The organism is Rhizobium sp. 10PS4 (assembly GCF_032464805.1).
Taxonomy (GTDB): Bacteria; Pseudomonadota; Alphaproteobacteria; order Rhizobiales; family Rhizobiaceae; genus Rhizobium; species Rhizobium laguerreae.
On record NZ_JAWDIW010000003.1, the window covers coordinates 1 to 22531 of the forward strand.

At 63.2% G+C, this 22531-nt stretch carries 22 protein-coding genes and 1 riboswitch; of the genes, 19 read left to right on the forward strand and 3 right to left on the reverse strand.

Going from position 1 to position 22531, the window contains the following annotated elements; all coding sequences use genetic code 11:
- Positions 1–179: 179 nt before the first annotated feature.
- Positions 180–1706, reverse strand: coding sequence for an ABC transporter substrate-binding protein (locus RWJ89_RS05765; protein WP_316030688.1), 1527 nt, complete (start codon positions 1704–1706; stop codon positions 180–182).
- A gap of 226 nt (positions 1707–1932) precedes the next feature.
- On the opposite strand from RWJ89_RS05765, the gene RWJ89_RS05770 reads away from it, so the two are divergent.
- From RWJ89_RS05770 to RWJ89_RS05860, 19 genes are all read left to right on the forward strand, one after another.
- A complete protein-coding gene (locus tag RWJ89_RS05770; RefSeq protein WP_221945076.1) occupies positions 1933–2517 on the forward strand; it encodes a DUF1349 domain-containing protein in 585 nt (194 codons plus the stop codon).
- A 225-nt stretch (positions 2518–2742) separates the two neighbouring features.
- Complete coding sequence (locus RWJ89_RS05775; protein WP_131662264.1) at positions 2743–3876, forward strand: transporter substrate-binding protein; 1134 nt, start codon at positions 2743–2745, stop codon at positions 3874–3876.
- Positions 3873–4454 carry an ANTAR domain-containing response regulator gene (locus RWJ89_RS05780; protein ID WP_168283405.1) on the forward strand — a complete coding sequence of 194 codons (582 nt, stop codon included), beginning with the start codon at positions 3873–3875 and terminating at the stop codon, positions 4452–4454. The genes RWJ89_RS05775 and RWJ89_RS05780 overlap by 4 nt, the downstream gene beginning before the upstream one ends.
- Entirely contained in the window at positions 4454–5302 is an 849-nt protein-coding gene (locus tag RWJ89_RS05785) for an ABC transporter permease (RefSeq protein ID WP_131640561.1), read from the forward strand. Before RWJ89_RS05780 ends, RWJ89_RS05785 begins: the two co-directional genes overlap by 1 nt.
- Entirely contained in the window at positions 5302–6222 is a 921-nt protein-coding gene (locus RWJ89_RS05790) for an ABC transporter permease (RefSeq protein WP_168283403.1), read from the forward strand. The genes RWJ89_RS05785 and RWJ89_RS05790 overlap by 1 nt, the downstream gene beginning before the upstream one ends.
- 25 nt (positions 6223–6247) lie before the next feature.
- Entirely contained in the window at positions 6248–7867 is a 1620-nt protein-coding gene (locus RWJ89_RS05795; RefSeq protein ID WP_168283402.1) for an ABC transporter substrate-binding protein, read from the forward strand.
- A 67-nt stretch (positions 7868–7934) separates the two neighbouring features.
- On the forward strand, positions 7935–8879 hold the full coding sequence (locus RWJ89_RS05800; protein ID WP_316030689.1) for an acetamidase/formamidase family protein: 945 nt from the start codon (positions 7935–7937) through the stop codon (positions 8877–8879).
- A complete protein-coding gene (locus RWJ89_RS05805) occupies positions 8876–10564 on the forward strand; it encodes an ABC transporter ATP-binding protein (protein ID WP_316030690.1) in 1689 nt (562 codons plus the stop codon). Before RWJ89_RS05800 ends, RWJ89_RS05805 begins: the two co-directional genes overlap by 4 nt.
- 160 nt (positions 10565–10724) lie before the next feature.
- Positions 10725–10821: riboswitch (TPP riboswitch) on the forward strand.
- Between the two features lie 51 nt (positions 10822–10872).
- Positions 10873–11676 carry a hydroxyethylthiazole kinase gene (thiM, locus tag RWJ89_RS05810; RefSeq protein ID WP_131662270.1) on the forward strand — a complete coding sequence of 268 codons (804 nt, stop codon included), beginning with the start codon at positions 10873–10875 and terminating at the stop codon, positions 11674–11676.
- Complete coding sequence (thiE, locus tag RWJ89_RS05815) at positions 11673–12308, forward strand: thiamine phosphate synthase (RefSeq protein ID WP_131662271.1); 636 nt, start codon at positions 11673–11675, stop codon at positions 12306–12308. Before thiM ends, thiE begins: the two co-directional genes overlap by 4 nt.
- The gene (thiD, locus tag RWJ89_RS05820; protein ID WP_316030691.1) at positions 12305–13114 is read left to right on the forward strand and encodes a bifunctional hydroxymethylpyrimidine kinase/phosphomethylpyrimidine kinase; all 810 of its coding nucleotides are present in this window, start codon (positions 12305–12307) and stop codon (positions 13112–13114) included. The genes thiE and thiD overlap by 4 nt, the downstream gene beginning before the upstream one ends.
- A gap of 218 nt (positions 13115–13332) precedes the next feature.
- Positions 13333–13812: a GNAT family N-acetyltransferase gene (locus RWJ89_RS05825; protein WP_316030692.1), complete on the forward strand. Its 480-nt coding sequence runs from the start codon at positions 13333–13335 to the stop codon at positions 13810–13812.
- A gap of 24 nt (positions 13813–13836) precedes the next feature.
- Entirely contained in the window at positions 13837–14859 is a 1023-nt protein-coding gene (locus RWJ89_RS05830) for a glycoside hydrolase family 3 N-terminal domain-containing protein (protein WP_316030693.1), read from the forward strand.
- 43 nt (positions 14860–14902) lie between these two features.
- The gene (locus tag RWJ89_RS05835; RefSeq protein ID WP_316030694.1) at positions 14903–16549 is read left to right on the forward strand and encodes an ABC transporter substrate-binding protein; all 1647 of its coding nucleotides are present in this window, start codon (positions 14903–14905) and stop codon (positions 16547–16549) included.
- A 57-nt stretch (positions 16550–16606) separates the two neighbouring features.
- A complete protein-coding gene (locus tag RWJ89_RS05840; protein ID WP_020052701.1) occupies positions 16607–17584 on the forward strand; it encodes an ABC transporter permease in 978 nt (325 codons plus the stop codon).
- 1 nt (position 17585) lies between these two features.
- Positions 17586–18464 (forward strand): ABC transporter permease, encoded by an 879-nt coding sequence (locus RWJ89_RS05845; RefSeq protein ID WP_033183630.1) that lies wholly within the window; start codon positions 17586–17588, stop codon positions 18462–18464.
- Entirely contained in the window at positions 18461–19264 is an 804-nt protein-coding gene (locus RWJ89_RS05850) for an ABC transporter ATP-binding protein (RefSeq protein ID WP_316029213.1), read from the forward strand. The genes RWJ89_RS05845 and RWJ89_RS05850 overlap by 4 nt, the downstream gene beginning before the upstream one ends.
- On the forward strand, positions 19261–20160 hold the full coding sequence (locus RWJ89_RS05855) for an ABC transporter ATP-binding protein (RefSeq protein ID WP_131662083.1): 900 nt from the start codon (positions 19261–19263) through the stop codon (positions 20158–20160). The genes RWJ89_RS05850 and RWJ89_RS05855 overlap by 4 nt, the downstream gene beginning before the upstream one ends.
- Before the next feature lie 70 nt (positions 20161–20230).
- Positions 20231–20908 carry a spermidine synthase gene (locus RWJ89_RS05860; RefSeq protein ID WP_131662278.1) on the forward strand — a complete coding sequence of 226 codons (678 nt, stop codon included), beginning with the start codon at positions 20231–20233 and terminating at the stop codon, positions 20906–20908.
- Positions 20909–20911: 3 nt separating this feature from the next.
- On the opposite strand, the gene RWJ89_RS05865 is transcribed toward RWJ89_RS05860, so the two are convergent.
- Complete coding sequence (locus RWJ89_RS05865) at positions 20912–21538, reverse strand: CatB-related O-acetyltransferase (protein WP_131662279.1); 627 nt, start codon at positions 21536–21538, stop codon at positions 20912–20914.
- 110 nt (positions 21539–21648) lie between these two features.
- Positions 21649–22443 carry an HpcH/HpaI aldolase family protein gene (locus RWJ89_RS05870; protein ID WP_131662280.1) on the reverse strand — a complete coding sequence of 265 codons (795 nt, stop codon included), beginning with the start codon at positions 22441–22443 and terminating at the stop codon, positions 21649–21651.
- Positions 22444–22531: the final 88 nt, after the last annotated feature.

Sequence of the window (22531 nt, forward strand, 5' to 3'; positions counted from 1 at the left end):
TCCTGTGCTTGTCACAGGAATCCAGCGCGCCCAAGTCCTTGGGCGCGGAAGACTCCTTGACCGAATAAGGGTCAATCACGGCACAGACGCGCCGTGGCTGGATCCCTGTGACCTCACTCGGGCAAAGCCCTGAGGGCACAGGGATGAGGGAGCAAGCGGTGGCCATCAAAGTCACTCCATCACTTCTTGATCGAAGCATTCCAGAAATACGGCCAAGGAGCCGGATCGACGCCTTCGAGCTTGGTCGATTCTGCCGAAACGGCGTTGAAGTCGCCGATCTTCATGAAGGGGGCGTCGGCATAGATCGCCTTCTGGACATCGGCCCAGAGTGCCACGCGCTTCTTCGGATCGACTTCCGATGTAAAGGCGTCGACGGCGGCCTTGCGGGCCGGCGTATCCCACCAGCCCGGCGAGCTGGTCGACAGCGAGCCGATGAGAGCAGGCTCCGGCAGGAAGGGGCTATGGGTGATGTAGATATCCCAGAGCTTCGGATCGGCGCGGCGCTGCGTCAGCGTCGCCCAGTCCACCACCTGCATATCGACGTTGAAGCCGGCAAGTTTCAGATATTCGGCGGCGACCTGCGCCATCTTGTAGTGGAATTCGTACTGGCGGCTGGTCAGTATACGGATCGGTTCACCATTGTAGCCGGCCTTCTTGGCGGCAGCGGCCGCCCCTTCCGGATCGGCGACGTTATAGGCGCCCTCGACGCCGGCATCCGTCGACCAGGCAAAGGTCTTTGGATAGATGGCGCCGTCGAGCGCGTAGAAATCCGTGCTGCCGAAGGCCGCGGCCAGCATATCTTCCATGCTGAGCGCCTGACGGATCGCCTTGCGGACCTCGACATTCCCGGCAATACCTTCTTTCGTGTTGAAGACGAAGACGGGATAACCGAAGGGCTTCAGGATGATCGGCTGCGAGGCGGTGGAGGCCTTCAGCTTGTCGTAGGATTCGACCGGGATCGAGTCGACATAATCATACTGGCCGGAAACGGCTGCCTCGACGCGGGTGTTCGGATCCGGCACCGGCACGAAGCGGATCTCATCGAGATGCTGGTGGCGGGCGCCGCCATAACCATTGCTGTCGCCTTCGCGGGACTTGTAGCCATCGAAACGGACGAGCTGGATATACTGGTCAGCCTTGCGCTCCTTCAACATGTAGGGACCGGTGCCGATGAAGTCCTTCATCGGCTCGTCCTGCTTTTCGGACGGGATGATGATTGCGGCCGAATTGTTGAAGGCGAGAAGCGAGGTCAGCGGCGCATAGGGCTGCTTCAGCGTGATCGTCACGGTCGCCGGATCGACGGCGGTGACCTTATCGATGAAGCCGGCCACCTGCTTGCCGCGCGAGGCGATCTTCATCCAGCGGCCAAGCGAGGCGACGACATCTTCCGAGGTCATATCGCTATTGTCGTGGAACTTGATGCCGGTCCTGAGCTTGATCGTATAGGTTTTGCCGTCGGCGCTGATCTCAGGCAGGCTTTCGGCGAGAAGCGGCGTGACGTTCCAGCCTTTGTCGAAGGTATAGAGCGTTTCGAAAATGTGCTGGGTGACGATGCCGACCAGATCGGCCGTCGACGACATCGGATCGAGCGTCGGCGGCTCGCCGATCGTCGCGACATTGATGACGCCGCCCTTTTCCTGGGCAAAGAGGGTCGAAGGCAGGGCGACAAGCGCGGTGCCGAGAAGGAATGCGACCAGTGTTTTCATGTGACAGCTCCCGTTTAGTTCCACAATTATGTAATTCATATTTTTGTAACAGAATAAGAGATGGATCGATCCTGTCAAGCACGAGCGACGGATTATGCCCTCGGCCGAAGCCGAGACGCCGGAAAAACACACAACTTCGGCTGCGCCGGCCTGCAACAAGACCGCGCATTATGCCAAGGTGAGTCAAACACCCTGCGGTGACGCCTCAACAGAACGGGACAATCAGATGAGCACCAATTTCAACGACGGAAAATGGCTGAACGAACCGGCCATCTGGCACGCGGAGGAAGCCGGCCTCACCCTAACGACCGACGAGAAAACAGATTTCTGGCGGGAAACCCATTACGGCTTCACCCGCGACAGCGGCCATTTCCTCGCCTTTCCCACCACCGACGCCTTCACCGCGCAGATCCGCGTCCAGGGCGAATTCCGCACGCTCTACGACCAGGCCGGCCTGATGGTTCGCATCGACGAAAAACGTTGGGTGAAAACAGGCGTCGAGTTCACCGACGGTGAAGCCTTCCTCAGCACCGTCGTCACCGACGGCAAGTCCGACTGGTCGGTGGCACAGCCCTTCAGGGAATTGGAGGATTTCCGTATTCGCGTCACTGTCGCCAACGGCGCGATGCGCATCCAGGCCTCGCGCGATGGCAGCTTCTGGCCGCTGCTGCGGCTAGCGCCCTTCCCGGCAGCGGCAAACTACGAGGTCGGACCGACCGCCTGCACGCCGGAGCGTAGCGGACTGACGGTGCGTTTTTCCGAATTCTCGATTGGGCCGGCGACCGCCAAGGATCTGCACGATTTGAGCTAGAAGAGCGACCTTTGGCTGCTCTACCGAAAGAACAAGATCAAATGACTGCGAGTGCAGAGCAGCACACTTGACAAAGACAAGCTGCCTGTATTTTACTCAGGCCTGCGGATTAGGCAGAAGGCCAGCCGCATTGACATGACTCCGATAGTCTCTGGGCAGTTTCGCCCCATGACGCCTCATCGCTCGATGGGACCAGCGTCGTGGGGTTTTTGATGTGGTCACTTGATGAACGACGCGCTGAAAATCGGCATCCTTTTTTCGACCACCGGGCCCTACGGCTCGATGGGCCGCGACGCGCGCGACGGCGCCGATTTCGCGATGGCCGAATATGCCGGCGTCGAAGGGCTGGCGATCGAACCCGCCTTCTTCGACCCGCATGCCGATCTTGCCGCCTATCTGGACGGTGCGCGCCATCTTCTGCGCGCCGGTTGCCGCCATATCGTCGGCACGATCACATCTGCGGCACGCAAGGAAGTCATCCCGCTCGTCGAGAAACATGACGGCCTGCTCTGGTATATGTGCCCCTATGAAGGTTTCGAGGCCAACGAGAACGTCATCTATGTCGGCGGCTGCCCGAACCAGCATCTGCTGCCGCTTTTCGAGCACCTGATCCCGCGTTACGGCGCAAGGCCCTATCTCGTCGGCGCCAACTACGTCTGGGGCTGGGAGATGAACCGGCTCGCCCGCGAACTCATTACCAATGCCGGCGGCGAGGTGCTTGGTGAACGCTATCTTCCGCTCGAGGAAACCGCCGTCGAGCGCATCGTCGCCGAGATCGCGCAACGCCGCCCGAGCTTCATCCTCAACAATCTGATCGGCCCCTCGAGCTACGCCTTCCTGGAGGCGATCAAGGCCCTCGGTGATCGCGACCCGGCCTTTCGCGCGGAAAACTGCCCGGTCGTGAGCTGCGACCTGATGGAATGCGAACTCGACGATATCGCCGCCGGAGCTGCTGCCGGCCAGCTTTGCGCCGCTTCCTATTTCGATAGTATCGCGACCCCCGAAAATGCCGCCTTCAAGGCCCGTGTCACCGAGCATCACGGCGCCGAGCGGCGTGTCTCCAGCGTCTTTGCCAGCGCCTATACCGCCGTCCGGCTCTGCGTCGACGCGATCGTCGCTGCCGGTAGTGACGAGCCCGAGGCCGTTCGGCGCGAGCTCTACAATCGATCCTGGCCGACCCCGTTCGGCGCACTTTCGATCGACCGCGAGACCAATCATGCCGCCCTGCCCTTCCATCTCGGCCGGATCAACGCCGACAACGGCTTCGATGTCGTCGCCTCGCAGCCGCCTCTCGCCGCCGACCCCTATCTGACCGGCCGCAACCGACAGGCCTTGCCGCGGTTAAGGGTGGTGTCATGAGAGAGACACCCAATTTCACCGGCTGGCAGGCGATGGTCCTGCACCGCGAGGACGGCAACACCGAAAAGCTGATCCGCCAGCTTCGCCTGCTCGGCATCCATGCAACGCTGCAATGGGCGCCGCTCTCGGCCGCGACACTGCCCGATCTCGTCATCGTCGATGCCGATCAAGGCTGGGACGATCTGCTGCCCTGGAACGGCGAAACGCCTGCCTGCCCCGTCGTCGCCTTGCTTGGCTCGGAAGCGCCCGGCCGCATCGCCTGGGCGCTCGCACAGGGCGCCGGCGCGATCATCGCCAAGCCGATCGCCACATCGGCCGTCTATCCGGCGCTTGTCATGGCCGTCTCCATTCATCGGGAGCGCAAGGCGACCGTGGAGAAGCTGCAATATCTCGAAGAGCGCGTCCGGCTGCGGCCGCTCGTTCATGCCGCCGTCGAAAAGCTTCAGGCCGCACACGGCATCGACGAGGAGAGCGCTTACTCAATCTTGCGCAATTGCGCCATGCGCCGCCGCCTGCCGATGGAGCAGATATCAGCCTTCATCCTGGCGGGTGCCGAACCCCTGCCGGAGGCGGGTTGATGCATGTGCTGAAACAGATGATCCGCCAGCCGACGGCGCTGTTCGGCCTGATCGTCGTCACACTCGTCATCGCGCTCGCGATTGCAGCGCCGTGGATCGCGCCGTTCAGCCCGGACGAGCAGATGTTTGACGGCCTCTCGCTCGAAGGCGCGCCGCTGCCACCGGGCGGTCCCTATCTGCTGGGCACCGACACGCTCGGCCGCGACCTGTTCTCGCGCCTGCTCTTCGGCGCCCGCACCTCGCTGATCATCGGCCTTGTCGCCAATGGCATCGCGGTGACGATCGGCCTCTTCGTCGGCATCGTTGCCGGTTATCTCCGCGGGCTGCCGGGCAACATCCTGATGCGCTTCACCGATCTGATGATGGCATTTCCTGCGCTGCTGCTCGCCATCGTGCTGGCAGCCCTTTTGAAGCCGAGCCTCTGGATCGTTGCCATGGTGATTGCGCTGGTCAACTGGGTGCAGGTCGCCCGCATCGTCTATACCGAGACCCGCGGCCTGGTGGAGCGAGATTTCATCATGGCTGAGCGCTCGCTCGGCGCCGGCCACATGCGCGTGCTCTTCATGCATATCCTGCCGCACCTCATGCCGACGGCAATCGTCTGGGGCACGCTCGGCATCGCCACCACGGTGCTGCTCGAGGCCACACTCTCCTTCCTCGGCGTCGGCGTCCAGCCGCCGCAGCCCTCCTGGGGCAACATCATCTTCGAGAGCCAAAGCTATTTCCAAGCCGCCCCCTGGCTCGTCTTCATTCCGGGCGCGATCATCCTTCTGACGGCGCTTTCCTTCAATCTCGTTGGCGACGCGCTGCGCGACATTCTCGACCCGACCCAGCGCGGGAGGGGCTAATGGCGTCACTCATGCTCCGGAGGCTGGCACAGGCGGCTCTCATCCTGCTCGGCGTCGCGGCAATCACCTTCGTGCTGCTCTACGCCCTTCCGGCCGATCCGGCCCGCATGATCGCCGGCCGCAGCGCCACCGCCCAGACGGTCGCCAACATCCGCCGTGAGCTTGGCCTCGACCAGCCGCTGCTGGTCCAGTTCGGCACCTATCTCGGCAATCTGCTGCACGGGAATCTCGGCCGCTCCTATGCGCAGAAAACCGAGGTCTGGACGTTGATCGCCGCCCGCCTGCCGGCAACATTGACGCTGATGCTTGCAGGCATCTTCGTCGAGGTGGTGCTCGGCCTGACGCTCGGCACCATCGCTGCCATGCGCCGCGGCGGCTTCGTCGACCGGCTGGTGATGATGGCCTCCTTTGTCGGCACCTCCGCACCGCAATTCCTCGTCGCCCTGCTGCTGCTCTACCTGCTGGCGGCAACGCTCGGCTGGTTTCCGATGAGCGGCTACGGCAGCTTCTCGCATCTCGTCCTGCCTGCCGTAACGCTCGGCATCTGCGGCGCCGGCTGGTACGCCCGCATGGTGCGCTCGTCGATGATCGACGTGCTGAACCAGGATTATGTCCGCACGGCGCGCGCCAAGGGCCTTTCCTCGAAGCGCGTCATCCTGCGCCATGCGCTGCCCAATGCCGTGCTGCCGATCATCGCCATGATCGGCATCGACATCGGCCAGTTCATGGGCGGCGTGGTCGTGGTTGAAGCGGTCTATGGCTGGCCCGGCATCGGCCAGCTCGCCTGGCAGGCAATCCAGCAGGTCGACATCCCGATCATCATGGGCGTCACCCTGACCTCGGCACTCGCCATCATCATCGGCAACCTGCTTGCCGACCTCGTCGCGCCGGTCATCGACCCGCGCATCCGCACACGCTGACAGCAACCAAAGAAGGGGAACCAAGATGTTCAAACGCTGGCTGCAACAGACGACCATGGCAACGATGGTGGCGCTCGCGCCATTGTCCGTCATGGCGCAGGAAACGCCCAAGCAGGGCGGCGATATCGTCGTCACCTACAAGGACGACATCACCACACTCGACCCGGCGATCGGCTACGACTGGGTCAACTGGTCGATGATCAAGAGCCTGTATTCCCGCCTGATGGACTACGCGCCCGGCACGCCGAACCCGGTTCCCTCGCTTGCCGAAAGCTTCACCGTGTCGGCCGACGGCTTGACCTATACCTTCAAGCTGCACAAGGGCGTGAAGTTCTCGAACGGCCGCGAGGTCGTCGCCTCCGACGTGAAATATTCGATCGAACGCGCCGTCGACCCGAAGACTCAAGGGCCCGGCGCCGGCTTCTTCGGGGCGATCAAGGGCTTCGAGGATGAAACTGGCGGCAAGACGACGACGCTCTCCGGCATCGAGACGCCGGACGATAGCACCGTCATCTTCAACCTCTCGCGCCCCGACGCCACCTTCCTGCACGTGCTCGCCATCAACTTCGCCTCGGTCGTGCCGAAGGAAGCCGTCGAGGCCGCGGCCGGCGACTTCGGCAAGAAGCCGGTCGGCTCCGGCACCTTCATCCTGAAGGATTGGACAATCGGCCAGCAGCTCGTTTTCGAGCGCAACAAGGATTATTTCGTCAAGGGCGTTCCCTATATCGACAGCTTCAAGGTCGAGGTCGGCCAAGAGCCGCTGGTGGCGCTCTTGCGCCTGCAGAAGGGCGAGGTCGATATTGCCGGCGACGGCATTCCGCCGGCGAAGTTTCTTGAAATCAAGAATTCGGCCGACGGCGCGCAGATGATCGTCGACGGCGAACAGCTGCATACCGGCTACATCACCCTCAACACCAAGGTGAAGCCCTTCGACAACGTCAAGGTTCGCCAGGCGCTGAACATGGCGATCAACAAGGAGCGCATCACCCGCATCCTCAACGGCCGCGCAACGCCTGCCAACCAGCCGCTGCCGCCGCTGATGCCGGGCTACGACAAGTCCTTCACCGGCTATGCCTTTGACGTGGCGAAAGCCAAAGCGCTGCTTGCCGAAGCCGGCTATTCCGACGGCTTCGAGACCGTGCTCTACTCCACCAACACCGATCCGCAGCCGCGCATCGCCCAGGCGATTCAGCAGGATCTGGCCGCTGTCGGCGTCAAGGCCGAGGTCCGAGCGCTGGCCCAGGCAAACGTCATCTCGGCCGGCGGCACGGAAGGCGAAGCGCCGATGATCTGGTCGGGCGGCATGGCCTGGATCGCCGACTTCCCGGATCCGTCCAACTTCTACGGCCCGATTCTCGGTTGCGCCGGCGCGGTTCCGGGCGGCTGGAACTGGTCATGGTACTGCAACGCCGAACTCGACAAGCGCGCCGTTGCCGCCGACTCGATGTCCGATCCGGCAAAGGTAGCCGAGCGCACCGCCGCCTGGGGCAAGATCTTCACCGATATCATGGCCGATGCGCCATGGATCCCTGTGATCAACGAACGCCGCGTCGTCGCCAAGTCGATGCGCATGGGCGGTGCTGACAACATCTACATCGATCCGACCCGCGTCATCAATTACGACGCGATCTACGTCAAGCAATAGGCCCTGAAGAAACAAAGCCTTCCCGGTCCATGCCGGGAAGGCATCATAAAATCGAGGGAGATATGACATGTGCATCGCCTGCACCCACACCATCCACCGCGCCCAGCATAATTTCGGCTGGAACAAGGATTTCCCCCCCGCCGTCGTCGCCAAGCCCGGAGAGACGATCCACTTCGAATGCATGGATTCATCGGGTGGCCAGCTCGGAAACGACGCGACGCTCGAAACGCTGAACGCGCTCGATTTCGGCAAGATCAACCCGGTCTCCGGCCCGGTCTATATCGAAGGCGCCAAGCCCGGTGATGCGCTGAAGGTGACGCTGCGCAAGTTCATTCCGTCGGGCGTCGGCTGGACGGCCAATATTCCGGGCTTCGGCCTGCTCGCGGATCAGTTCACGGATCCGGCACTGCATGTCTGGTCCTATGACGCCAACAGCATGGTGCCCGCCCTTTACGGCCCGGGCGGCCGCGTGCCGTTAAAGCCCTTCGCCGGCACGATCGGCGTCGCACCCGCCGAGCCCGGCACCCACTCCGTCGTTCCCCCACGCCGCGTCGGCGGCAACATGGACATCCGCGACCTGACGGCCGGGGTGACGCTCTACCTGCCCGTCGAGGTCGACGGCGCGCTGTTTTCGATCGGTGATACCCATGCCGCGCAGGGCGATGGCGAAGTCTGCGGCACGGCGATCGAAAGCCAGATGAACGTCGAAGCGACGATCGAGCTCGTCAAGGACGCCAAGCTGCAGACGCCGCGCTTCACCACGACCGAACCGGTGACCCGCCACCTCGACGGCGCGGGCTACGAGGTCACGACGGGCATCGGCCCTGATCTGATGACCGGGGCGCGCGAAAGCGTCATGCGCATGATCGATCTTCTCGGCGCCGAACACGGCATCAGCGCCGTCGATGCCTATCTGCTTTGCTCGGTCTGCGGCGATCTGCGGATCAGCGAGATCGTCGACCAGCCGAACTGGGTGGTTTCCTTCTACTTCCCGAGGATCGTGTTCGCGTGAACGAAGCCATGCCCGCCGCCGCAGCGGTGCTCAGCCTTCGCAATCTGAGCGTCGATGCCCGCACCCCCGAAGGCCGCAAGCCGGTGCTCCAGGATGTCAGCTTCGAGCTTGCAAGCGGCGAAACGCTCTGCATTGCCGGCGAATCCGGCTCCGGCAAGTCGGTCACCTCGCTGTCGATCATGGGGCTCCTGCCGAAGGCCTCGCTGCGGGTCGCCTCCGGCAGCGTGCTGCTTGGCGAGCGCGACCTGCTCACGCTTTCCGACCGCGCGATGCGCAGCGTGCGCGGCGGCGATATCGCCATGGTGTTCCAGGAGCCGATGACCTCGCTCAACCCGGTCATGTCGGTGGGCAACCAGCTGACTGAGGCAATCCGCGCGCACCAGGGCAGCGACAATGCCGAGGCGGTGGCTCTGAAGATGCTCGACGCCGTGCAGATCACCGAGCCGGCCCGGCGGCTGAAGCAGTACCCGCACGAGCTTTCCGGCGGCATGCGCCAGCGGGTGATGATCGCCATGGCGCTCTCCTGCCGGCCGAAGGTGCTGATCGCCGACGAGCCGACAACGGCACTCGACGTCACCGTGCAGGCGCAAATCCTCAAGCTGATGCGAGAGTTGAAGTGCGAATTCGGCGCCTCGATCATCCTCATCACTCACGACATGGGGGTGGTCGCCGAAATGGCCGACCGCGTCGTCATCATGCAGAATGGCAGGATCGTCGAGCAGGGAACGGCGCTCGCCATCTTCCAGCGGCCGAAGGAGGCCTATACGCAGCAATTGCTCGCCGCCGTCCCGCGGCTCGGCGCGCTTGCCGGCACCGACCGTCCGCCGCGCATCAGCCAGCGCGCCATCGAGACGCTGCATCCGGACCGCACGCCGGTGCTGAACGTGCGCGACCTCACCGTCACCTATGGCAATGCCGCAAGCCGGTTTTTCAAGGGCAAGCCGCCGGTCGCAGCCGTCGAAGGCGTTTCCTTCGATATCCTGCCGGGCGAAACGCTCGGCCTCGTCGGCGAAAGCGGCTCCGGCAAATCGACCACCGGCAAGGCCGTGCTCGGTCTCATCCCCTTCAAGGGCAATGTGCTGATCGACGGCCGCAAAATTGCCGGCCTCAGCCAGCGCAAGATGCGGCCCGTGCGCCGCTCGGCGCAGATGATCTTCCAGGATCCCTATGCCTCGCTCGACCCGCGCATGGCCGTCGGTAAGGCAATCGGCGAACCGATGGTCATCCACGGCATCGGCAACCACAGCGAACGGCAGGACCGCGTCGCCGAACTGCTGCGCCGGGTCGGCCTGACGCCTGATGCGGCGACGCGCTACCCGCACGAATTTTCAGGCGGCCAGCGCCAGCGCATCTGCATCGCACGGGCGCTCGCGCTTGAGCCAAAGCTGATCGTCGCCGACGAGAGCGTCGCAGCCCTTGACGTCTCCGTCCGCGCCCGCGTGCTCGACCTGCTGCTCGAACTGCAGGAAACGATGGGGCTCGCCTATCTCTTCATCTCCCACGACATGGCCGTGGTCGAGCGCATGTCCCACAACGTCGCCGTCATGCGCGCCGGCCGCATCATCGAAACCGGCACGCGGCGGGATATCTTCGAGAACCCGACGGATGACTACACCCGCGCACTGATCGCCGCGGTTCCGATCCCCGATCCGGAGGTCTATCGCGGCAGGGAAGCGCATGCGTGATTGAGGGTCAAGCATGGCGAAACTGTCGCCAACGAGGATATCGGACGGCTGCTGACAAAGATCGTCGGCTGACCGCCTTTTCGTAGAAGAGACGCGTCGGCAGGTCGTGGAATTGTCATTTTCGGGGTGACAGTCGCCCCGTTCTCTGCGAAAAGAGCGCGATGAGAGACAGGGGCGCCCGTCGACAGACGGGCTGAGAAGCACCCTTCGAACCTGAACCGGATAATGCCGGCGGAGGGAGTCGCTCGGGGCCGCGGCACCGCCCGCATGAACCGCCCCGTGCCCGCCCCCCGCCTGAAAGGGGCCACATGCAGACCAGGACCACACCAGGAGCGATGCTGAAGGCGATGCGCGAGAAGCCGCCGCTCGTTCAGTGCATCACCAATTACGTCGCCATGAATATCGCCGCGAATGTTCTGCTTGCATCAGGCGCCTCGCCCGCCATGGTGCATGCCGCCGAAGAAACCGGCGAATTCGCCGCGATCGCCGGCGCGCTGACAATCAATATCGGCACCCTGTCGACGCAATGGATTGACGGCATGCAGGCGGCGGCGAAGGTGGCGACATCAGCCGGCAAACCTTGGGTGCTCGATCCAGTCGCGCATTATGCCACGGCCTTCCGCCGCAATGCGGTTGCCGAACTGCTCGCCCTGCGACCGACTATCATCCGCGGCAACGCTTCCGAGATCATCGCGCTTGCCGGCGGCGAGAGCCGCGGCCAGGGGGTCGACAGCCGCGACCCGGTCGAGCAAGCGGAAGGTTCGGCGCGATGGCTGGCGGAACGGCAGCAGGCGGTGGTCGCCGTTACCGGCGTCGTGGATTTCGTAACCGATGGCGAGCGAGCTGTGCGCATCGAAGGCGGATCGGTCCTGATGCCTCAGGTTACAGCACTCGGCTGCTCGCTCACCTGCCTTGTCGGCGCCTTTGCCGCGACAGCGCCTGAGGACATCTTCGGTGCGACGGTCGCTGCACTTTCAACCTTCGCCATCGCCGGCGAGGAGGCCGCCCTTGGAGCAGCCGGCCCCGGCTCCTTCTCCTGGCGCTTCCTCGATGCGCTGGCCGCGCTCGACGCCGAAACGCTTGACGCCAGGGCAAGGATATCGGCGGCATGAAGGCTTTCGACCTTTCGCTCTATCTCGTCCTCGACCCCGATCTCTGCGCGGGGATCGGCATGGTCGAGACCGCGCGCCTTGCCGTTGCCGGCGGCGCGACCATGGTGCAGCTGCGCGACAAACATGCCGGCACCATCAGGATGATCGAGACCGGCCGCGCCCTGAAACAGGTGCTGGATGGGACCGGCGCCCTCCTCATCGTCAATGATGACGTCGAGGCGGCAATCGCCATCGGCGCCGACGGCCTGCATATCGGTCAGGAGGACATGGATGCGCGTAAAGCCCGGGCGATGATCGGTGCTGAGATGATCCTTGGCCTGTCGGTCGAGAGCGAGGCGCTTGCTAACGCCGTCGATCCTGATCTCCTCGATTACACCGGCGTCGGGCCGGTGTTTGCGACACCGACCAAGGCCGATCACAAGCAGCCGATCGGCTTTGACGGACTTGCAAGGCTGGTAAAGGCCTCGCCGGTGCCATCGGTCGCGATCGGCGGACTCAAGGCGGATCATGTCGTTCAGGTGTTCGCCGCAGGCGCCAAGGGCCTTGCCGTCGTTTCGGCCATCTGCGGCACGCCCGACCCCGAAGCCGCCACGCGCCGCATCGCTGCAGAAATTAGAAAGGTCCGCACATGATCCGCAACGTTCTCTCCATCGCCGGCTCCGATCCCTCCGGCGGCGCTGGCATCCAGGCCGATCTCAAGGCCTTTTCCGCCCGCGGCGTCTACGGCATGGCGGTGCTGACTGCGCTGACGGCGCAGAACACGCAAGGTGTCAGCGGCGTGCATCTGGTGCCGCCGCAATTCGTCGCCGACCAGATCAATGCCGTCTTTGCGGATGTGCGGGTCGATGCGGTCAAGATCGGCATGATCGCCAATGCCGGCATCGCCGACGCCGTTGCCGGTGCGCTAACTGACCGCCGCGACATTCCCATCGTCATCGACCCTGTTATGATCGCCAAGGGTGGAGCCGCCTTGCTCGCGCCTGAAGCGGTCGACGTGTTGACCCGGCGGCTGCTGCCGCTTGCCACACTGCTGACCCCGAACCTGCCAGAAGCCGCCGCCCTGCTGCACCAGCCGGTGGCGACAAACCGCGCTGACATGGCGGCGCAGGCCGAGCGCCTGCGCGCGCTTGGCCCGGCCGCGGTGCTGGTCAAGGGCGGCCATCTCGACGGCGACGAGAGCCCTGACGTGCTTGCCACCGCTGCCGGACTGCACTGGTTCGAAGCTAGGCGCGTGCCGACCAAGAACACCCACGGCACCGGCTGCACGCTCTCCAGCGCGCTGGCGGCCGAGCTAGCCAAGGGCGCTTCGGCGCGGGAGGCCGTCGCCATCGCGAAGGATTACCTCGCCGGCGCGGTCGCGGCTGCCGCACGCCTCACCGTCGGCTCCGGCCACGGCCCGGTGCAGCATTTTCATGCGCTTTGGAAAGACGGCGAATAGGCGCTCGCTCAACCAACATGCCGCCAATCAAAACGGCCCGGCCCTTCCCGGGCCTTTTTTGCGTTCGGCACCTACCTTGCGTTGAAACTGCAGGACAGCGGCAGGTCGTGCCTTTGGCCGTTTGAAAAACCTTGTTGACAAGCCCGGCGAGATGGCCAAGTCTATGACACTAAAAGGGGATATGTTCTGCAATAACGGAATAATTGGAGGTGTGACAGGTGCCAGACCTGCTTGTGAGCTTATATTCCATTAAGCTCGCCGACCTGAAACGCAAAGCCGATGATGTCGGCGTCTCCATCCGTCCGGCCCTCGCCCCGGAACTGCATCTTATCGTCAGCTGGGTTCGCGAATGGTTCAGCGAGAACTGGGCGAGCGAAGTCACCGTCGCCTTCTCCCGCCAGCCCGTTGCCTGCCTGATCGCCGTTGAAGGCGGCAAGCTGCTCGGCTTTGCCTGCTACGACACGACGGCGCGCGGCTTCTTCGGCCCGACCGGCGTCGGCCCAGACGTCCGCGGCAAGGGCATCGGGCTCGCCCTCTTTTCCGCCTGCCTTCAGACCATGAAGGCGCTCGGTCACGCCTATGCCTTCATCGGCGATGCCGGCCCGGTCGATTTCTACGCCAAGGCCGCAGGCGCAATCGTCATCCCCGCCCCCGACAAGGGCATCTACGAAGGCATGCTGAGAAGCACGCCGAAATGACCAGCTGATCCCGGAGCACCAGAATTGTCCTCGACCCCGCTCGCCCTTTTCGTCGGCCTTCCGAATCCCACCATTTCGGATGATGAATTCGCCCTCTTTCGCGACACCAATCCGCTCGGCCTCTTCGTCGGCCGACGTAATCAGCGCGAGCCGGAGCAGACGAGGCGGCTGATCGAGCGCTTCCGCGAAGCCGTCGGCCGCGACGACGCGCCTGTCTTCACCGACCAGGAAGGCGGCCGCGTTCAGCATCTCGATGCCGGCCCCTGGCCGCTCTTCCGCAGTTTCGGCCAGTTCGCCGAACTTGCGCGCCGCGATTTCGATCTCGGCAAAAAAGCATTGCGCCTTTCCTCCCAGGCCATGGGCGCGATGATGACGGAACTTGGCCTTTCCAGCGGATGCTCGCCCGTTCTCGATCTCGTCTTCGAGACGACGAGCGCGGTCATCGGCGCCCGCTCCTTTGGCCCTGATCCCGATTTCATCGCTGCCCTCGGCCGCGAGGTGGTCGATGGCCTGCTCGAGACCGGCAACATGCCTGTTATCAAGCACATACCCGGCCATGGCCGTGCGACGCTCGACTCCCACAAGGAGCGTCCGGTGGTCAATGCCAGCCGCGAGACGCTTACCGCCACCGATTTCAAGCCATTCGTGGCGCTGAAAGATACGCCCTGGGCGATGGTCGCCCATGTCGTCTACTCGGCCTATGACGCCGAGCTGCCGGCGTCCGTCTCGCCTGTTATGCACGACGTGATCCGCAAGGAGATGGGTTATGACGGCGTGCTGATTTCCGACTGCATCTTCATGGAGTCGCTCTCCGGCACTTTGCCGGAACGTGTCAAACAGGTGCTCGACGCAGGCTTCGACATTGCGCTCCACAGCCACGGCGACATTCCGGAAAGCGAAGCCGCCGCCAAGGCCGCCCGTCCGCTGACGGAAGCTGCCCTGCAGCGGATCGCTGCCGGCAAGGCCCGCCTCGGCAATCTCAAGGTCGATGTCCGCGCCGCCCATGCAGAAGTCGAAGACATGTTTGCAAGCGCGTTTGTCTCCTGACCGGCGCGCCATCTCTCACCGCATAAGAAAAGGGGAATAAAACATGAAGAAACATTTTCTTGCAGCCGCAGCAATCACCCTGCTTTCCGGATCCGCCATGGCGCAAACGGTGCTGACGGCGAATATCGAACCGGCAACGACCTGGGTTCGCAACTTCAACCCGTTCAACCAGACCTCGGCGCGCCAGTCGACGCTCGATTTCATCTACGAGCCGCTGGTCGTCTTCAACCGCTTCGACAGCAACAAGCCGGTCTATCGCCTGGCCGAAAGCTTCAAGCTCTCCGATGATCTGAAGAGCATCGAATTCAAGCTGCGCTCAGATCTGAAATGGTCTGACGGTAAGCCGCTGACGGCAGCCGACGTCAAGTTCACCTATGATTACCTGAAAAAATTCCCGGCGCTCGACTTCGTCAGCATCTGGACCTTCGTCACCGACGTGCAGGCGGTCGACGGTCAGACGTTGCGCTTCACGCTCGCCAATCCGAGCTCGCTTGCCGCCGAGCAGATCTCGCAGCTGCCGATCGTCCCGGAACATGTCTGGAAGGACGTCGCCGATCCCGTGACTTTCGCCAACGAGACCCCTGTTGGTAGCGGCCCGCTGACGGAGGTGCCGCGCTTCACCGGCCAGACCTATGACCAGTGCCGCAACCCGCACTATTGGGACAACGCTCACCTGAAGGTCGATTGCATACGCTTCCCGCAGCTTGCCGACAACAACCAGATCCTGACGGCAACGGCCGACGGCACGCTCGACTGGGGCGTCTCCTTCATTCCCGATATCGACAATGTCTATGTTTCCAAGGATCCGGCGCACTTCCATTACTGGTATTCGCCAAGCAGCATGGTCGCCTTTCTGTTCAACTTGGAAACGGCAAACGAGAACAACAAGAAGGCCTTCAACGACCTGAAATTCCGCCGTGCGGTCAGCATGGCGCTCGACCGCAAGACGATGATCGACGTCGCCGGCTATGGCTATCCGACGCTGAACGAAGACCCCGGCCTGATGGGCGAGCTTTACAAGAGCTGGGCGGACCCATCCATCAAGGCCGACTTCGGCAAGTTCGCAACCTATGACGCCGATGCAGCCAAGGCCCTGCTCGACGAGGCAGGCTACAAGGACAAGGACGGCGACGGCTTCCGCGACAATCCCGACGGCAGTAAGATCTTCTTCTCCATCATTGTCCCGAATTCCTGGACGGACTGGGTCGATACAGTCAACATCGCCGTGGAAGGCATCCAGGCTGTCGGCATCGACGCCAAGATCGAAACGCCGGAGGAAGCCGTCTGGACCGGCAACCTCATCAACGGCACTTTCGATGCGGCGATCAACAGCCTGCCGGCTTCGGCTTCGCCCTATTACCCCTATAAGCGCGCCTTCAGCGCCTCGGACAAGGGCAAGACCCGCTTCACCGCGCAGCGCTGGTTCAATCCGGAGGTCGAAAAACTCGTCACCGAGTTCACTCATACCGCCGATCTTGCCAAGCAGAAGGACGCGATGAACAAGGCGCAACGCATCGTCGCTGAAAACATGCCGATGATTCCCGTCTTCAACAATCCGAACTGGTATCAGTACAACACCAAGCGCTTCAGCGGCTGGTCGACCAAGGAAAACCCCTTCGTCAATCCGTCGATCTCCCGGACCAACCCGGCACGCCTGCTGAACCTCCTGGCTCTCGAGCCGGTCAAGTAAGCATCGCAAATTCTCGGGAGCGGCGTAAAACGCCGCTCCCGTCACGACGGAGTTCCCATGGCTTTCCTGCTTCGCCGCCTCGTCTTCTACATGGCAGCTTTCATCGCGGCAGCGACGATCAATTTCTTCCTGCCGCGTCTGATGCCGGGCGATCCGGTGCAGATCATGTTCTCAAGCGCCGGCACCGAATTGCCGCCGGAAAGTCTGCAGGCGCTGAAACTCACCTTCGGCTTCGTCGACGGGCCGCTCTGGCAGCAGTACCTCACCTATCTCGGCAGCATCTTCACCGGCGATCTCGGCCGCTCGATCAAGTATTTCCCGCTACCCGTCACCTCGGTGCTCGGCAATGCGCTCATCTGGACCGTTGGCCTGATGGGTACGGCGACGATCGTCAGCTTCGCGATCGGCACCTTCCTCGGCATCGTCGCCGCCTGGCGGCGCGGCAGCAAGTTCGATGTCGTCGTCTCCGTCGGCGCGATCTTCGCAACCTCGGTACCGGCCGTCGTCACCTCGCTGATCGTGCTCTTCATCTTCGGCTTCACGCTCGGCTGGTTTCCGAACGGCTATGCCGCCGACCCATCGCTCGATCCCGCCTTCAGCCTGCAATATATCGGCAGCCTCGCCTACCACGGCATCCTGCCGATGGTGACCCTCTGCACCGTGCTGATCGGCGGCTTCACCGTCACCATGCGCAACAACATGATCAATCTGCTCGGCGAGGACTATATCGTCATGGCCCGCGCCAAGGGCCTTTCGGATCGGCATGTGATGCTCTGGTACGCGGCGCGCAACGCCCTGCTGCCGACCGTCTCCAGTCTTGCCATCGCCATCGGCACCATCCTCGGCGGATCGCTGGTGACGGAGGTCGTCTATAACTATCCCGGCCTCGGCAACATTCTCTACCAGGCGATCCTCGCCCGGGACTACCCTGTCATCCAGGGCCAGCTCCTCATCATGACCGCAACCATGCTGATCGCCAATTTTATCGTCGACGTCAGCTATGTGCTGCTCGATCCCAGGCTGAAGGGAGCGTGAAATGAAGACCCTGCTTCGAAACCGCAAGGCGCTCGTCGGTCTCGTCATTATCGCCTTCATCGTCCTCGTCGCGATCGCAGCGCCCCTGCTGACGCAGTACGATCCCGCCGCCCGCACCGGGCGGCCGCACCAGCCGCCATCGCTCGATCATATCCTCGGCACGACCCGCATCGGCCAGGATGTCTTCGCCCGGCTGATCTACGGCGCCCGTACATCGCTTGCCGTCGGCTTCGGCGCCGGCCTGCTGATCACCCTCGTCGGCACCGCGCTCGGCATCATCTCCGGCTATCGCGGTGGCAAGACCGACGAGATCATCAGCTTCTTCACCAACATGGTGCTGGTCGTTCCGAACCTACCGTTGCTGCTCGTGCTTGCCGCCTTCATCGGCCAGGCAAGCCCCCTCGTCATCGCCCTTATCCTCGGCGCCACCTCCTGGGCCTGGGGCGCACGCGTCACCCGCGCAGAAACGCTCTCCGTCAAGCAGAAGGATTTCGTCAAATCGGCCGAGATGATGGGTGAGCCGCAATGGCGCATCATGACATTCGAGATCTTTCCCAACGTGATATCTATCGTCGGCATCAATTTCATCGGCAGCGTCATCTTCGCGATCATCACCGAAGCGACACTCGAATTCCTCGGCCTCGGCGATCCCCGAGCGATCTCCTGGGGCACGATGCTCTACAATGCACAGAAGGCCTCGGCCCTTTCGGTCGGCGCCTGGTGGGATATCCTCACCCCCTGCTTCGCGCTCGCCTTCCTCGGCATCGGCATGTCGCTCTTGAATTTCGCCGTCGACGAGATCGCCAATCCGCGACTGCGCACCGGCAATCATCTGAAGCGCTGGTCCCTGCTCGTTCGAACAGGGGAGGGCCGCCTGTGACGCAGCCGCTGCTCTCGGTGAGGAACCTCACCATCGACTATATCGGCGAGGAGAAGGATTTCCGGGCCGTCAGCGATGTCAGCTTCGATGTCGCGCCCGGCGAAGTCTTCGGCCTTGCCGGCGAATCCGGTTGCGGCAAGAGCACCATCGCTTTTGCCATCAGCCGCCTGCACAAGCCGCCGGCGCTGATCCGCAAGGAGAGCCGCATCCTGCTCGACGCTCGCGACGTGCTCGGCCTCGACCGGCAGGCGCTCAACGCATTCCGCTGGCGCGATGTCGCCATGGTCTTCCAGAGCGCCATGAACTCGCTGAACCCGGTGCTGCGCATCGAGACGCAATTCTACGACATGCTGCGCACCCACAAGGGCATGAGCCGTGCTGCAGCCCGCGAGCGCACCGCCGAGATGCTGACGCTCGTCGATATCGCGCCGGATCGCATGCGCGACTATCCGCACCAGTTTTCCGGCGGCATGCGCCAGCGCATCGTTATCGCCATCTGCATGGCGCTCGATCCGAAGCTCGTCGTCATGGACGAACCGACGACGGCGCTCGACGTCGTCGTCCAGCGCGAGATCCTGCAGCGCATCAACGAATTGCGCCGCAGCTTCGGCTTCTCCGTGCTGTTCATCACCCATGATCTCGGGCTGATGGTGCAATTCTGCGACCGCATCGGCATCATGCTATCAGGCCAGTTGGTGGAGCAGAACACGGCCGAGGCGATCTACAGGACGCCCAAGCATGACTACACGAAAAAGCTCTGGGCTTCCTTCCCCTCGCTGCATGGAGGAGTGCTGCTATGACAGACGCCATTCTCGCACTCGACACGGTGACGAAGACTTTCGGCCATGGCTTCGGGGCCGTGCATGCGGCGCGCGCCATCTCGTTTTCGCTGCATGCCGGCCGGGCGCTGGCGCTCGTCGGCGAATCCGGCAGCGGCAAGACCACCTGCGCCCGCATGGCGATGCGCGAATATCTGCCGACATCGGGCCGGATTCTCTACAAGGGCCGGCCTGTCGAGGCGGCGAAATCCGCCGAGATCGCCCGTTACCGCCGTTCGGTGCAGATGATCTTCCAGGACCCCTTCGCCTCGCTGAACCCTGCCCACACCATCGCCCATCATCTCCGGCGGCCACTGAAACTGCACCGCCCGGAAATCAAGGGGGCCGAGATCGACGCCGCGATCCGCGAACTGCTGCAGCGCGTCAGGCTCGATCCCGATCTCGTCGCGCCGAAATATCCGCATGAGCTCTCCGGCGGCCAGCGCCAGCGCGTCAACATCGCTCGCGCCTTGGCCGTCAAGCCGGAGGTGATCGTCGCCGACGAGCCGACCTCCATGCTCGACGTCTCGGTGCGCCTCGGCGTGCTGAACCTGTTGAACGAGATGAAGCAGGAGATGAATCTCGGCCTGCTCTACATCACCCACGATATCGCCACCGCCCGTTATGTCGCCGAGGACATCGCCGTGATGTATGCCGGCCAGATCGTCGAATGGGGCAGCGTTGCCAAGGTGATCGACAATCCGCTGCATCCCTATACCCAGCTGCTGCTCTCGGCCGTGCCCGATCCCGAGGTCCGGTTCGAGGATCCGAAGGCGCGGCTGAGGCCCGACGAGGTGGAGGACATCCGCCGCCGTTCGGCCCTGCCGCAGGACGACATCGTCGAATTCGAGCAGGATCATTTCATGCGGATGATCTGAAGCCGGCTTGCTGGCCTCATCTAGCGCCCTATGCTAGGGGACGGTTCCTTTCATGCGAGGCGAAGCCGTCATGCTGCCCTGGATCCAACTCGATTCCGCGACCATTCCCGGTGAAAACGGCGAATTGCGGCTGAAGCAGCGCGGCAGCGAGTTCTCGATCATGCTCGGCGCCAACGAGCTGATGAACAGCCGTCTCAGCGGCTCGGAAGAAGCGCTGGCGACCCTTTCCTGGGATCGGATCAAGTCGCAGCCGAAGCCAAGGATGCTGATCGGCGGGCTCGGCATGGGTTTCACCCTGCGCGCCGCTCTCGCCATTCTCCCGAAAGATGCCGGCGTCACCGTCGCCGAACTGGTACCGGCCGTGATCGCCTGGGCCCGCGGGCCGATGGCCGAGGTCTTCAAGGGCTGTCTCGACGATGCGCGCGTCGGCATCCATCAGGGCGATGTCGGCGAGGCGATCCGCGCCGGCAAGGCTGCCTATGACGCCATTCTGCTCGATGTCGACAACGGCCCTGATGGCCTGACCCGCAAATCCAACGACCGGCTTTATGATTTTGCCGGCCTTCGCGCCGCCCGCGACGCGTTGCGCCCCGGCGGCGTGCTCGCCGTCTGGTCGTCCGGTCCCGATCCCAATTTCACGCGCCGCCTCAGGGACAGCGGCTTTGTCGTCGATCTCGTTAATATCCGCGCCAACCGCAAACGCGGCGCCCGCCACGTGATATGGCTTGCCGTCAAATCGGCCGGCTGACGCTCAGGCGGCGTCCGTCCGCTGCTCGCCGATCGCGTCCTGGCCGCGGAATGCCTGCAGCATGAGGTCCAGAAGCTCCTTGGTAGGCTCGCTGCAGGACAGTATCTCGGAAATCTGCTTGATGCTTTCATCCGGCAGCTCCCACCATCTGAGCCGCATCATAAGGTCGCGCATCTCGGCGTTGAAGCGGTATCTTATGTGCTTGGCCGGATTGCCGCCGACGATCTCGAAAGGTTCGACGTTGCGATAGACGTGCGCGCGGGCGGCGATGACCGCCCCATCGCCGATGGTAACGCCCGAAAGGATGGTGGCGCCGAAGCCGATCCAGACGTCGTTGCCGATGACGACATCGCCTTTCGTGCCGCTCGGCTGCGTAATCCCCTCACCGCCGAGTTCCACCAGAAATTTCTGATGGCCGAAAGGATATGTCGTGAAGCGGTCGGTCCTGTGCTCTCCGCCAAGCAGGATGTTCACGTCCATGGCCACAGAACAGAACCTGCCGACATGCAATGACGCGCCCTGATCATAGGTAAAGATCCGCGTCCCCAAAACACCATAGGAATACTTGCCGATATAGACGCGGCTTGCGCCAAATTCGAGTACGCGGTCCTCAGCTGCTGCATCATCCATAGACGGTCTCCCAATTACCTGAGATCATGTCTGGCGAAGCTTTCGCGAGGCTTGCGTAGACGCAACAAATGCGTGTCCGGCGAGGGGCTGCGCAATGAGGCGCGTTCGGATCAGCTACCCGAAGCGATCCTGCGGGCGGCATTGATGGCGCGGCGGGCACCGGAGCGCAGTTGCGCGGTCTCCGCACCGGCAATGACCAGATCGAAGCCAAATTTCAGTAGCTCGCCCGCCCGCTCGCCGTCGGCGGCGAAGGCGCAGGCGAATTTGCCATGGGCGCGGCAGCGCGAAACCGCATGCTGCATGGCGCTGTCGATCTCGGCGGCGTTCGGCGCAACCTGGTCGCCGTTCGAGAGTGCGATCGAAAGGTCGGAGGGGCCGATGAAGATACCGTCGATGCCGGCAACGCCGAGGATTCTGTCGATCGCCTCGAGTGCCGCCCGGGTCTCGATCATGGCGATGGCGACGGTCAGCGCGTTGGCGTTCTTCAGATAATCATCGGCCGACAGGCCTGTATGGTTGAGCGCCAGCGACGGTCCCCAGCTGCGTTCGCCGAGAGGCGGGTATTTCGTAGTCCTGACGAAGGCTTGCGCGTCTTCGGCCGAATTGATCATCGGCGCTATGATGCCGGAGGCACCGGCATCGAGCAGGCGCGAGGCGGACGCGAAATCACCGACCGGTATGCGCGCCAGCGCCGGCTTGCCGGCAAGCCGCACCTGGGCGACGGCATTCGCTGCCGACGGCATGTCCCACATGCCGTGCTGCATATCCAGCACGATGGTGTCGAAGGCCTCCTGCGCCAGGTGATTGGCAAGCGTGGCGTCGGGAATACCGATCCAGGCGGAGATCATTCCGCCCCGCTGATGCCTGATCCGGTCCGCAAAGCCGTCGATTTCAGCTGCGCTCATGCCATTCTCCTCAATTCGACAGGCCGCCAGCGGCCAGATATTTCTGCTCGAGGAACTCTTGAATGCCGAATTCCCTCAAAGCTATGCA